General features: G+C 70.9%; 13 protein-coding genes and 1 tRNA gene. 4 read left to right on the top strand and 10 right to left on the bottom strand.

Annotated features, from left to right (window positions below):
* Positions 1–2: 2 nt before the first annotated feature.
* Positions 3–251 (bottom strand): cell division protein CrgA, encoded by a 249-nt coding sequence (locus tag ACGWYL_RS05730; protein ID WP_269304371.1) that lies wholly within the window; start codon positions 249–251, stop codon positions 3–5.
* A gap of 64 nt (positions 252–315) precedes the next feature.
* On the opposite strand from ACGWYL_RS05730, the gene ACGWYL_RS05725 reads away from it, so the two are divergent.
* Positions 316–1,059 carry a DUF881 domain-containing protein gene (locus ACGWYL_RS05725; protein ID WP_395486647.1) on the top strand — a complete coding sequence of 248 codons (744 nt, stop codon included), beginning with the start codon at positions 316–318 and terminating at the stop codon, positions 1,057–1,059.
* Between the two features lie 6 nt (positions 1,060–1,065).
* Here ACGWYL_RS05725 and pknB read toward each other — a convergent pair whose 3' ends face one another.
* Genes pknB through ACGWYL_RS05695 form a run of 6 tightly spaced genes read right to left on the bottom strand, consistent with a single transcriptional unit; the run spans position 1,066 to position 8,197 of the window.
* Positions 1,066–2,808 carry a Stk1 family PASTA domain-containing Ser/Thr kinase gene (gene pknB / locus ACGWYL_RS05720; protein ID WP_179427446.1) on the bottom strand — a complete coding sequence of 581 codons (1,743 nt, stop codon included), beginning with the start codon at positions 2,806–2,808 and terminating at the stop codon, positions 1,066–1,068.
* Between the two features lie 31 nt (positions 2,809–2,839).
* The gene (locus tag ACGWYL_RS05715; protein WP_269304369.1) at positions 2,840–4,306 is read right to left on the bottom strand and encodes a penicillin-binding protein 2; all 1,467 of its coding nucleotides are present in this window, start codon (positions 4,304–4,306) and stop codon (positions 2,840–2,842) included.
* Entirely contained in the window at positions 4,303–5,688 is a 1,386-nt protein-coding gene (locus tag ACGWYL_RS05710; RefSeq protein ID WP_269304368.1) for an FtsW/RodA/SpoVE family cell cycle protein, read from the bottom strand. Before ACGWYL_RS05710 ends, ACGWYL_RS05715 begins: the two co-directional genes overlap by 4 nt.
* Positions 5,685–7,004, bottom strand: coding sequence for a protein phosphatase 2C domain-containing protein (locus ACGWYL_RS05705; protein ID WP_395486646.1), 1,320 nt, complete (start codon positions 7,002–7,004; stop codon positions 5,685–5,687). Before ACGWYL_RS05705 ends, ACGWYL_RS05710 begins: the two co-directional genes overlap by 4 nt.
* Entirely contained in the window at positions 7,005–7,490 is a 486-nt protein-coding gene (locus ACGWYL_RS05700) for an FHA domain-containing protein (protein ID WP_179427454.1), read from the bottom strand. It abuts the gene before it with no gap.
* Complete coding sequence (locus ACGWYL_RS05695; protein WP_179427456.1) at positions 7,487–8,197, bottom strand: FhaA domain-containing protein; 711 nt, start codon at positions 8,195–8,197, stop codon at positions 7,487–7,489. The genes ACGWYL_RS05700 and ACGWYL_RS05695 overlap by 4 nt, the downstream gene beginning before the upstream one ends.
* A gap of 195 nt (positions 8,198–8,392) precedes the next feature.
* Between ACGWYL_RS05695 and ACGWYL_RS05690 the strand changes: the two genes are divergently transcribed.
* A tRNA-Leu gene (locus ACGWYL_RS05690) sits at positions 8,393–8,475 on the top strand.
* A 57-nt stretch (positions 8,476–8,532) separates the two neighbouring features.
* Here ACGWYL_RS05690 and ACGWYL_RS05685 read toward each other — a convergent pair.
* The 3 genes from ACGWYL_RS05685 to ACGWYL_RS05675 all read right to left on the bottom strand — a co-directional run bounded on the left by ACGWYL_RS05685 (position 8,533) and on the right by ACGWYL_RS05675 (position 10,313).
* Positions 8,533–9,576 (bottom strand): zinc-binding dehydrogenase, encoded by a 1,044-nt coding sequence (locus ACGWYL_RS05685; protein WP_395486645.1) that lies wholly within the window; start codon positions 9,574–9,576, stop codon positions 8,533–8,535.
* 144 nt (positions 9,577–9,720) lie between these two features.
* Positions 9,721–10,023 (bottom strand): DUF4235 domain-containing protein, encoded by a 303-nt coding sequence (locus tag ACGWYL_RS05680; RefSeq protein WP_269304364.1) that lies wholly within the window; start codon positions 10,021–10,023, stop codon positions 9,721–9,723.
* Positions 10,023–10,313, bottom strand: a complete 291-nt coding sequence (locus ACGWYL_RS05675; protein WP_179424212.1) for a WhiB family transcriptional regulator — start codon at positions 10,311–10,313, stop codon at positions 10,023–10,025. The genes ACGWYL_RS05680 and ACGWYL_RS05675 overlap by 1 nt, the downstream gene beginning before the upstream one ends.
* Before the next feature lie 126 nt (positions 10,314–10,439).
* On the opposite strand from ACGWYL_RS05675, the gene ACGWYL_RS05670 reads away from it, so the two are divergent.
* Complete coding sequence (locus tag ACGWYL_RS05670; protein WP_179427460.1) at positions 10,440–11,321, top strand: B12-binding domain-containing protein; 882 nt, start codon at positions 10,440–10,442, stop codon at positions 11,319–11,321.
* Positions 11,322–11,326: 5 nt separating this feature from the next.
* Positions 11,327–12,133, top strand: a complete 807-nt coding sequence (locus ACGWYL_RS05665) for a crotonase/enoyl-CoA hydratase family protein (RefSeq protein WP_395486644.1) — start codon at positions 11,327–11,329, stop codon at positions 12,131–12,133.
* Positions 12,134–12,178 lie beyond the last annotated feature (45 nt).

The raw sequence follows: 12,178 nt of genomic DNA, 5'->3' as shown, positions 1-12,178 counted from the left end.
ATTCACTCCCACTTCATCGCGAAGCCGAACGCGGCGAGGATGAAGCCCATGCCGATCATGAGGTTCCAGCCACCGAGGTCGCTGTACCAGGGGATCGTCACGTCGGTGTTGGAGATCGTGTAGAAGACGACGATCCAGGCCAGGCCGATGACCGCGCACGCGACCATCAGGGGAGCCGCCCAGCGGTTGCCGATGCGCACCGGCTTGGGGCCGTTGTCGTCGACGGACTTGCGCTTGAACCTGTTGAACACGAGCATCTCCCGGTCGGGCGGCTGGGACGGCCGCTGTGTGTCGTACCCCGCTAGCCTAGTCGTCGTGCCGGAAACTCCACGCGAGGAGGGGAAGATCAAGGTCGTCAGCAGGTGGAGCCTGCTCGGCCTCGTCCTCGCCTGCGTGTGCGGCATCGTCCTGGTGGCGGCCGCGGTGACCTCCGATGGCTCCGACCTGAGGCCCGCCGGCGGCGACCTGAACTCGGTGGTGCGCGACCGCGCCCACGAGGTGGAGAATCGTCGTGGTGAGGCCGCGCGGCTGCAGCGCGAGGTCGACGATCTCACCGGCCGCGCCGACGACGCGGACCTGCGCCGCGAGGCGCGTCGCGTCACGCGGCTCTCCGACCCGGCCGGCCTGACGCCCGTCGAGGGGCCGGGTCTGCGCATCGCCCTGGAGGACGCTCCGCGCTCGGTGGAGGTCCCCGGGCTCGATCCCAACCTGCTCGTCGTTCACCAGCAGGACATCCAGGCGTTCGTGAACGCCCTGTGGGCCGGCGGCGCCGAGGCGATCACCCTGCAGGGGCAGCGGCTGATCTCCACCACGGGCATCAAGTGCGTCGGCAACACCGTGGTGCTCGACGGCGTGCCCTACTCGCCGCCCTACGTGATCGAGGCGATCGGCGACCGGAGCCGCCTGCGCGGCGCGATGACCGAGTCGCCCGAGGTCACCACCTACACGCAGTACGCGCAGAAGTACGGCCTCGGCCTCGACCAGCGCGAGGTGGACGTCGTGAAGGCGCCCGCCTACGGCGGCAGCGTGTCGATGAGCCACGCCACCGTCGTGGACTGAGTCCCCTCAGGGGGTGGGCAGCGTGGTCGGCGGACCGTTCGGGTCGGGCGTCGGCTCGGTCTCGGGCTCCGGCGGACGCGACACCGTGAGGGTGATCGTCGTGCCCGGCGCGACCATCGAGCCCGGCTCGCGGCTCTGCGCGGTGACGGTGCCGTCGGGCGCCGTGCCGTTCGGGTCGTCCTGCACCGACACCTTCAGGCCGGCGTCCTCCAGCGTCTTCGTGGCCGCGTCGACGGACTGACCGACGACGTTGGGCACGTCGACCTGACCACGGGACACGATGAGTGTGACGGTGCTGCCGCGCTCGACCTGGGTGCCCGGGGGCGGGTTGCTGTTCAGGACGCGGCCCTTGGGCTGGTCGCTGTCGGTGTTCTGGCGTTCGACCTTGAGGCCGTACCGGTCGCCCTCGAGCAGGTCCTTCGCCTCGTCGTACGAGTAGCTCGTGAGGTTCGGGATGTCGACGAGCTCGGGCCCGGCGCTGACGACCAGGTCGACCGTGGTGCCCTCGTCGACGGTGGTGCCGGCCTCGGGGTCGGTGGACATGACCTGGCCCTCGGGAATGTCGGCACTGGTCTGCTCGCTGGTGTCGCCCACCACGAGGTTCTTCGACTCGAGCCGGTTGGTGGCGGTCTCGACGTCGAGGCCTTCCACGCGCGGCACGTCCACCTGCGGCGTGTTCACCTCGGGGTCCTTGTCGTTGAGCATCAGCGCGATGCCCACCGCAGCCGCGATCGCCAGCAGCACGAGCGCGAGCGCCCACCACTTGCCGGCGCCCTTCTTCTTCTCCTCCTCCTCGGAGGCGGGCGGCAGCACGGGCGCGGCGACGGCGGGCGCGACCTGGGTGGCCCCGGCGGCGCCGACGGCCGTGACGGCCTGCGTGGGCGCGTCGACCGAGCCGCCGGCCAGCACACGCTCGATGTCCTTGCGCATGTCGCCGGCGCTGGAGTAGCGGTCGTCGACGCGCTTGGCGAGCGCCTTCGCGACGACGTGGTCGACCTCGACCGAGACGTCGGGGTTCAGCTGCGACGGGGGACGGGCCTCCTCGCGCACGTGCTGGTAGGCCACCGAGACGGGGCTGTCGCCCACGAACGGCGGACGGCCGGTGAGCAGCTCGTAGAGCACGCAGCCGGTGGAGTAGATGTCGCTGCGGGCATCGACGGTCTCGCCGCGCGCCTGCTCGGGCGAGAGGTACTGCGCGGTGCCGATGACGGCCGCGGTCTGGGTCATGGCGCTGGAGGTGTCGGCGATCGCGCGGGCGATGCCGAAGTCCATCACCTTGACCTTGCCCTCGGGCGTCAGCATGACGTTGGCGGGCTTGATGTCGCGGTGGATGATGCCGGCGCGGTGGCTGTAGTCCAGGGCGGCCAGGATGTCGGCGGTGATCGACAGGGCGCGCTCGGGCAGGATCTTGCGGCCGTCGCGCAGGACGTCGCGCAGCGTGCGGCCCTCGACGAGCTCCATCACGATGTACGGCACGTGGGCGCCGGACGCGTCGGTGGCCTCGCCGGTGTCGTAGACGGCGACGATCGAGGGGTGGTTCAGCGAGGCCGCGGACTGCGCCTCGCGGCGGAAGCGCTCCTGGAACGTCTCGTCGGCGGCCAGGTCGGCGCGCAGCAGCTTGATGGCGACCGGGCGGCCCAGGCGCATGTCGTGTCCGGCCCTGACATCGGCCATGCCTCCACGGCCGACCAGCTCGCCGACCTGGTAGCGGTCGCCGAGCGGGCTCATGTACGCGTCAGTCTCGGTCATGGTGTCCAGTCTCCCAAAGGGTGGATGGTGGTCATCGCAGCACCGCCTCCATCACGGAGCGGGCGATCGGGCCGCCGAGGCGGCCTCCGCCGATGTCGCTGGTGTTCTGTGCGGACTCGACCAGCACCGCCACGGCGACCTGCGGGTCGTCCGCCGGGGCGAAGCTGATGAACCAGGCGTAGGGCGGGCGGTCGGGCGCCGACTCGGCGGTGCCGGTCTTGCCGCCGACCTTCACGCCGGGGATGGCCGCGGGCGAGCCGGTGCCGTCGTCGACGACCGCGACCATCATGTCGTTGAGCTCGCGGGCGTCGCCCGCGGACATCGCCCGCTCCAGCTCCTGCGGCTCGGGCTGCTCGAGGATCGACAGGTTCGGCGCGCGGACGGTGCGCACGACGCGGGGCTTCATCAGCACGCCGTCGTTGGCCACCGTGCCGGCGACCATGGCCATCTGCAGCGGCGTGGCGGCGACCTCGTACTGGCCGATGCCGGACTGGGCCAGCTGCGGCGCCTCGAGCTCGGCGTCGGGGTCGGCGGTGAAGCGGCTGGCGGCCGAGGCGAGGTCGTCCAGCGGGCGCGAGCCGAAGCCGAACTTCGTGGCCTGCTCGGCGAGCTTGTCCTGGCCGACCTTGCCGGCCATCCAGCCGAACGAGACGTTGCACGAGACCTCGAGGGCCCGCTCGAACGTGATCGGGTTGCCGCCGCAGTCGCTGCCGCCCTGGTTGGTGAGCTTGTAGTCGATGCCGGGGAAGCCGAGGGTGGCGCCGCCGCGGACGTCGTCGTCGGCCTTCAGCCCGAGGTCCTCGATGCCGGCAGCCGCCGTGACGGCCTTGAAGGTCGAGCCCGGGGGCAGCGTGGTCTGCGTGCCGCGGTTGATGAGCGGTTGGTTCTCGTCGTTCTCCAGGCGCCGCATCGCCGTGGTGACCTTGTCGAGGTCGTGGCTGGCGAGCGCGTTGGGGTTGTACGTGGGCTGGCTGACCATCGCGAGGATGTCGCCGTTCTGCGGGTTGAGCGCCACGACGGCGCCGCGCGTCTTCTCGCCGAGGTCGGCCAGGCCGTCGAACGCGGCCTTCTGGGCCGCCGGGTCGAGCGTGAGCTCCACGCTGCCGCCCTGCGGCTGGTCGTTGGAGATGACATCGATGACGCGGTTGACGAACAGGCGGTCGTCACTGCCGGACAGGATGTCGTTGTACGACTGCTCGATGCCCTCGCGGCCGTAGATGTAGGAGAAGTAGCCGGTGACCGGCGCGTACAGCTTCGGGTCGGTGTACTTGCGCTGGAACTGCCACTTGTCCTTTACCGGCACGGACTGCGCGATGGGCTCGCCGTCGACGATGATCGCGCCGCGCTCGCGGCTGAACTGCTCGTCGATGACGCGGCGGTTGCCCTCTTTGGCGTTCAGGTCGTCGGCCTGGACGAACTGCACGACGTTGGCGTTGAGCAGCAGGGCCAGGAACATCAGGAGGCACACGATGGCCATGGCGCGCACGGGCTTGTTCACGAGAGCTTCACCACCTGCGTCTGGTCGTCCCCGCTGATCGTGGAGACCTCGGGGGCGGGACGGCGGGTCTGGTCGCTGATGCGCAGCAGCAGCGCGACGATGATCCAGTTCATGATGATCGACGAGCCGCCGGCGGCCAGGAACGGCGCCGTCAGGCCGGTCAGCGGGATGAGGCGCATGACGCCGCCGGCGACGACGAACACCTGCAGCGCGAACGAGACCGACAGGCCCACTGCGAGCAGCTTGCCGAACGCGTCACGGCAGGTCAGCGCGATGCGCAGACCGCGCTCGACGATGAGGCCGTAGGCCACGAGCACCGCCATGAGGCCGGTGAGGCCGAGCTCCTCGCCGATGGAGGACAGGATGAAGTCGGAGAAGCCGAAGGGCGTCATCTCGGGGCTGCCCTGGCCCCAGCCGCGACCCAGCAGGCCGCCGTGCGCGAGGCCGTAGAGCGCCGTGATGATCTGGTAGTTCTTGTCCGGGTCGGCCCACGGGTCGAGCCAGGCGTCGAAGCGGTCGCGCACGTGCCCGAAGGCCGCGTAGCCGAACCAGGCGCCCGCCGCGAACAGCAGGCCGCCGACGACGAGCCAGCCCGGCCGCTCGGTGGCGACGTAGAGCATCACGACGAAGAGGCCGAAGAACAGCAGTGACGAGCCGAGGTCGCGCTGGAAGACGAGGATGCCGACGCTGACGAGCCAGCCCAGCAGGATGGGGCCGAGATCGCGGCCGCGCGGGAGGTCGACGCCGAGCACCCGGCGGCCGGCCAGGGCGAGCGCGTCGCGCTTGGCCACGAGGTAGCCGGCGAAGAAGATCGCCAGCGCGATCTTGGCGGCCTCGGCGGGCTGGAAGCTGAACGGGCCGAGCTGGATCCAGATCTGTGCGCCGCGCTTCGCGTTGCCGATGACGGGCAGGATCGGCAGCACCAGCAGCACGATCGCGCCGAGGCCGAACGTGTAGGTGTACTGCTGCAGGCGGCGGTGGTCGCGAATGAGCGCGAGCACCGCGACGAACATGAGGACGCCCAGGATCGTCCAGCGCAGCTGGCCCTGCGCGAACGGGCCGAAGCCCGATCCGTTGGCCTCGAGGCCGAGGTCGATCCGGTAGATCATCGTCAGGCCGATGCCGTTGAGCGCCACGACGACCGGCAACAGCACGGGATCGGCGTAGCCGGCGAAGCGGCGCACGGCGAGGTGGGCACCGAGCGCGACGACGGCGTAGACCGCGCCGACCGTGTAGATGCCCGCGGGAACGGTGCCGTCGATGCCCAGGCCGACGGCGGCGTAGGACCCGATGCCGATCGCGATCGCCAGGAGCAGCAGTCCGAGCTCGGCGGTGCGGCGCTTGCGGGGGATCCAGGCGGGGGTGGCGCCCGGGGAACTCATGGTGCCTCCGTCGGCGCGGACGTGGCCGGGGTGCGACGCGGCGAGGCCGTGGCGGTGGGGGTCGGCGTCGGCGTGGGGGTCGGTTCGGTGACCTGGATGCTGAGGTTGGTGACGATGCGCTTGGCCTCGGCGTGATCGGCGGCGGCGATGCCCGCGGCGACGCGGTCGCGCTGGTACGGCGGCAGCGTGTCGATCTGGATGCGGGTGACCTCGTCGACCGTCTTGAGGGTCAGTCCGGGGATGTCGACGTCGACGCCGCGGTAGATCGCGACCTGGTCGCCCGACGGCGCGACGAAGTACTGGCGCTGCGACCAGTCGTAGGCGTAGGCGCCGGCCCCGCCGACGAGGCCCAGGATGACGAGGATCGCGAGCAGCCACGTGAGGCCGCGGCGGCGGGGCGCGGCACGCGGCGCGTAGCGGAGCTCCTCGGGGTCGGGCTCGACGGCGTCGTCGGCTCCGGCCGGGAGCGTGGCCGGAGCGGTGGCGGCCCGGACCGAGCCCGTGCGCGGGCGGGGCTGCGTGGTGGCGGCGCCCACGATCTGGGGCCGGCCGTCGGCGCAGACGAGGCTCTCGTCGACCGGCTCGTCGCCGTCGACGAACTCGGCCAGCACGACGGTGACGTTGTCGTAGCCGCCGCCCTCGAGCGCGAGCCGGACCAGCTCGGTGGCGGCCGCGTCGATCGTCTCGAGCTTCATCGTCCGCTCGATCGTCTCGTCGTCGACCATGTCGGTGAGGCCGTCGCTGCACAGCAGGTAGCGGTCGCCGGCGGCGGGCTGGAGCCACGTGAAGTCGGGCTCGAAGTCGTCGCGTCCCAGGATCGCCTTGAGCAGCAGCGAGCGGTGTGGGTGGACGCGCGCCTCCTCGGGCGTGATGCGTCCCTCGTCGACGAGGCTCTGCACGAAGGTGTGGTCGATGCTCAGCTGGCTGAGGCGTCCCTGGCGCAGGCGGTAGGCGCGCGAGTCGCCGATGTGGGCGACGGCCAGCTTCTCGCCGTCCCACAGCATCGCCTCGAGCGTGGTGCCCATGCCCTCGACAGAGGGGTCGTCGGCGATCAGCGGGGCGAGCCGGTGGTTCGCGGTGGCCACCGCGGTGCGCAGGGCCTCGAGCGCGTCGCCGTCGTCCTCGGGGTCGAGGTCGCGGTCGAGCTCGCGGATCTCGGCGAGCGTGGCCGAGGAGGCGAGGTCGCCGGCCGCGGCGCCGCCCATGCCGTCGGCGATGACCAGCAGGCGCGGGCTGGCGTAGCCCGAGTCCTGGTTGTTCGAACGTCGCAGACCGACGTCGGTCAGCGCCACGTAGCGGTAGGTCAGCGGCGCCATCTACTTGCGCAACTCCACGATCGTCTTGCCCAGTCGCACGGACGTGCCGAGCGCGACCGGCACGGGGGAGGTGACGCGCTGGCTGCCGATGTAGGTGCCGTTCGTGGAGCCGAGGTCCTCGACGAACCACTGCTCGCCGTTGGTGGCGAAGCGGGCGTGACGGGTGGACACGTAGTCGTCGTCGAGGCGGATCGCGGCGTCGGTGCCGCGGCCGAGCAGGATCGGCTCGGTGCCCAGCGGCACGCTCTGGCCGGCGTTGGGACCGTCGACGACCTGCAGCATGCTGGGCGCACCCCGCAGCTTGCGGTTGCGACGGGCCTTCTCGGGCTTCGCCTGCTTCTGGGCCTTCTGCCCCTTGGGCGCCTTCGCCGCCTGGACCTTCGTGCCGAAGATGTCGGTGCGGATGACCGAGACGGCCGACAGCACGAACAGCCACAGCACGGCCAGGAAGCCGAGCTTGATCAGGGTCAGGGTCAGCTCGCTCACACGACCTCCTCGCTGATCTGCACGGAGATCGTCGTGTTGCCGAGACGGATGGAGGAGCCGTTGCGCAGGAACGCGGCGTCGACCCGGCGACCGTCGACGATGACGCCGTTGGTGGACCCGAGGTCGCGGATCTCCACGCCCGTGCCCAGGAACGAGATCTCGGCGTGGTTGCGGCTGATGCCCGGGTCGTCGATCTTGAGGTCCACCGAGGAGCCGCGGCCGATCGTGATGCCGGGCGGGTTCACGGGGTGACGCAGGCCGCCGATGTCGAGCACGACCTTGGCGCGGCGGACGGCGGTGTCGGTGATCGGCTCGCCGCGCACCGGCGTGACCGACGCGTTCGAGGCGCTGACGATCGTGAAGCGACCGGTGTGCAGGGCCTCGTCGAGGGCGAACTCGATGTGCAGCGGGCCGGCGGCGGTGTAGTGCTGCTCGGCGAGGTGCTCCTTGAGCAGCGTGGCCAGCTCGGTGGCCAGCGTGGCGCCGTAGGGGGCCAGGCGGTCGTGGTCGGCCGGCGAGAGCTCCACGGTGAAGTCGTTGGGCACGAGCGTGCGCTCGCGGCTGAGGACCGACGCGTTCTGGTCGACTTCGCGCTGGAGGGCCGCCGCGATCTCGACGGGCTGCACCGCGCTGCGGAAGGCACGCGCGAACGCCCCGGTGACGGCACCCTCGAGGCGCTTCTCGAAGCGCTGCAGGACTCCGGCCACAGGTGCTCACCTCCTCGGGCATGCCACATCGACGACGGTCGGTCCTGTCGATCGTATCGACACGGGGCCAGAACGGCGTCCTCCGTGGCTGCGACCCGCCGCACACGCCCGGGATCGCGGGAGGGGGACCCGCCGAGTTCGCGTCCCCGACGCTGCCTGTTAGACTCTGACGTCGGTCCGGTTCACCGGATCAACGCGCGAGTGGCGGAATGGTAGACGCGCTGGCTTCAGGTGCCAGTGTCCGCAAGGGCGTGGGGGTTCAAATCCCCCCTCGCGCACAGCAGAAGGGCCGGATCCCACGGGATCCGGCCCTTTCTCTTGTCCGCCAGGCGGGCTCAGGCGGTCGGGTCGACGAGGACCTTCGCGTGGCGCGACTGTCCCGAGTCGAGCTCGTCCATGAGCCGCGGCAGGTCGGCGAGGCCGATGGTGCCCGTGTGCAGGGAAGCGACGTCGACCGAGCCGTCGGCGATCGCGCGCATCGCTCCGAGGAAGTCCTCGTGGTTGTACGCGAGCGAGCCGATGATCGTGAGCTCACGCACCTGCCAGTCCCCGTAGCTCACGGTCGAGTCGGTCATCGGGAATCCGAGAAGCGCCAGGGTGCCGCCCCGACGAACGAGCTCGCCGGACGGCTTGAGGAGCGCGGCGACGCCGGAGCACTCGTAGAGGACATCGGCGCCGAGGCCGTCCGTCGCGTCGAGCAGCAGCTGGGCGAACTCCTCGCCCGGCGCGTGCACGTCGGTGAACCCGAGGGAGGTTGCGGCGGCCCGGCGGTCAGCGTTCGGCTCGACGACGAAGATCCGGCCGGCGCCGGCGTGGCGCGCGTGCTGGGCGGCGAGGAGTCCGATGGGACCGGCGCCCTGGACGACGACGATCGCGCCGAGGGGCTGGCGCGTGCGCTTGACCGCGTGGAACGTCACGGCCGTCGGCTCGACGAGGGCGGCCTCGACGTCGCTGAGACCGTCGAGCACCGGCATGACCCGACGCTCCGAGACGACGAGCGAGGTGGCGAAGCCGCCGTGGTCGGGAGAGTCGGGCGTGACGCCGTTCGCCTCGGCGAACGCGGTGTCGCAGTGCTGGGGGTGGCCCGCCGTGCACTGCGCACAGGTGCCGCACGCGGGTCCGACCGAGGCGACGACTCTGGTTCCGGGCTCCACCGTCGACACGCCCGCGCCGACACGTCGCACCGTGCCGGTCCACTCGTGACCGAACGTCGCGGGCGGGATCTGGCCGCCCGACGTGTAGTTGTGGGTGTCGGTCGCGCAGATGCCGCACAGCGTCACGTCGACCTCCACCATGCCGGGGTCGATCTCGTCCGGCCGGCCTCGCTTCCGCAGCTCGAGGGCGGACGGGGCGGTAACGGCGGCGAACGTAGTAGTCACATCTTCAACTATTCCACGGCCGGCGAAACCGGGCCGATGCACCGACCCCGGACATGACGATGGCCGCGGGGTGGAGTCCCGCGGCCATCATCGGTGTGCGTCGACCGGCAGGAGGAGGACCCGGTCGGTCGCGGGGTCGTGCGCTCAGTCGCCGGGCCACTCGCCCGTCGCCTTGGCGAACGCGCGGGCGCCCTGTCGCTGGACGAGCGCGCGAACACCGGAGAAGATCGCGCCCTGGATGACGGCGGCGAGCAAGATCTCCTTGAGCGGGAACTCGGACTGCGTCGGGTTGGGCGGATCGCCCTCGCTGTTCGGGCTGGCCCGCTTCCAGACCTGCTTGAACACCGCCGACGCGATGAGTCCCGCGAGGATCGACGAGATGAGCCCGACCGGCTGGTACAGGATCTTCGCCGACGTGCTGGACTTCGCGGGCTTGGACGCGGCCATCAGCCGACGGCCACCTGACGGCCCGCGAGGATCTCGGTGCGCTCGGACTCGGTGAGACCGCCCCAGACGCCGTACGGCTCCTGGACCGCGAGCGCGTGCTCACGGCACCGGTCGATGACCGGGCACGTGGCGCAGACGGCCTTGGCGTTCTCCTCACGGCGGTGCCGCTTCATCCCACGCTCGGCCTCGGGCGAGAAGAAGACCGAGGAGTCGGCACCCATGCAGGCGCCCTCCCACTGCCATTCGTAGGACTCGATGATGGGCGACGGAAGTCGCTTGATGTTGACCATGGAACTGCCCCTTCCCCAGGGGTGTGTACTGACGCGAGCTGGTGTGCACAACTCGGTGAGTAGTTCGACCGTACTACTCAACCTATTCACTAGGCAAGCGACTTGAATAGGTTTTATGATCGACCCATGCACCGCCGCTGGACCGTGGGGACTCTCTCCGAGATGTTGGGCATCGCCGCCCCCACTCTTCGCACGTGGGAGCGCCGCTACGGCGTGGGTCCCACGTTCCGTACGGCCGGCGGTCACCGCCGCTACACGATCGTCGACGCGGACCGCGTCGCCACGATGGCACGCTTCATCGAATCGGGGATTCCGGCGCATGACGCGGCCGAGCGGGTCAAGCGCCTGTCGCCCCACGAGCTCGCCGCAATCGTCGGCGCCGGACCGGCCGGCTTGCGGGCCTCGGCCCACGAGCAGGCGGTCTTCGACATCATCGAGGGCGCCAAGGAGCTCGACGCCGCGCGGGTCCAAGAGGCGGCCGAGAAGGCGATCGACCGCTTCGGGATCGAGGAGGCCTGGGACGCCGCCATCGCGCCGGCCATGATCGAGATCGGCCTGCACTGGGAGGACGGACGGATCGGCGTCGCGGCGGAGCACCTCGTCACCGCGTGCGTGCTCAGTGCCCTGCGCGCCGCCGCGCACCAGTACCCGACGAAGGGCCCGGCGCGTGTGGTGCTGGCCAGCGTCGAGGACGAGCAGCACAAGCTGCCCGTCGTCGCGCTCGGTGCGGCCCTGGCCCGTCACGGTCACGCCTGGACCGAGCTCGGCGCGCGGCTGCCCATGGAGTCGCTGGAGCAGTTCGTCGAGAGCAGCGAGCCCGACGTCGTCTTCCTGTGGTCCTCGGTCATCGTCCCGGGCGAGGAGGAGCTGGAGCGGTTCGCCGCCCTGGGCAAGCGCACGCACCTCTTCCTCGGCGGCACGGGCTGGCCGCACGGCGTCGCCACGTCGCACTCGCTGACCGAGACGGTGCAGCAGTTGCGGCGCGCTCTCGGCGACCCCCTACCCTGAGCCCCATGAGCGAACAGCACGTCGTCACCGAGATCGAGGGGCCCATCGCCCGCGTCTGGCTCAACCGCCCGGACAAGCTGAACGGCATCACGTTCGGCGTGCTGGACGGCCTGCTCGAGGCGGCCGACCGCATCGAGGCCGACCCGAACGTGCGCGCCGTGCTGCTCGAGGGCCGCGGCCCGTCCTTCTGCGCGGGCCTGGACTTCGGGCAGGTCATGACCGACAAGAAGCGCGTCGCCAAGTACTTCCTGCCCAACCCCCTCAAGGGCACGAACAAGTTCCAGCAGCCGCTGTGGGCCTGGCGTGAGCTCTCGGTGCCGGTCATCGCCGTCACGCGCGGCCACGTCTTCGGCGGCGGCATCCAGCTGGCGCTCGCCGCCGACTTCCGCTTCACCACGCCCGACTGCCAGTGGTCGATCCTCGAGGCCAAGTGGGGCCTGGTCCCCGACATGAGCGGCACGGTCGCCCTGGCCGAGCTGGTCAACGCCGACCTCGCCAAGCGTCTCGTGATGACCGGTGAGGTCTTCTCCGGCGAGCAGGCCGTCGAGTACGGCATCGCCTCGGGCGTGGCCGAGGACCCGACCAAGCCCGCGCTCGAGCTGATCGACCAGCTGCTGACGCGCTCCCCCGACTCGGTCGCGGCCTCCAAGAGGCTCCTCAACGAGACGCGTCGCGCCACCCCGCGCCGCGCGTTCGCCCTCGAGCGCAAGCTGCAGAAGGCCATGTTCAAGGCGCCCAACACGGCCGCTGCGCGCAAGGCGGGCATGGAGAAGACCGAGCCCGAGTTCGGCCCGCGCACCTTCGGTCGCTGAAGCCGTCGCGCGATTCGGGACGTGGGGTCCGGATTGCTAGGGTTT

Source organism: Aeromicrobium sp. JJY06, from assembly GCF_044069275.1.
Taxonomy (GTDB): Bacteria; Actinomycetota; Actinomycetes; order Propionibacteriales; family Nocardioidaceae; genus Aeromicrobium; species Aeromicrobium tamlense.
Note: the sequence above shows the minus strand (reverse complement) of the source record. Positions and strands in the feature narration are given on the sequence as shown.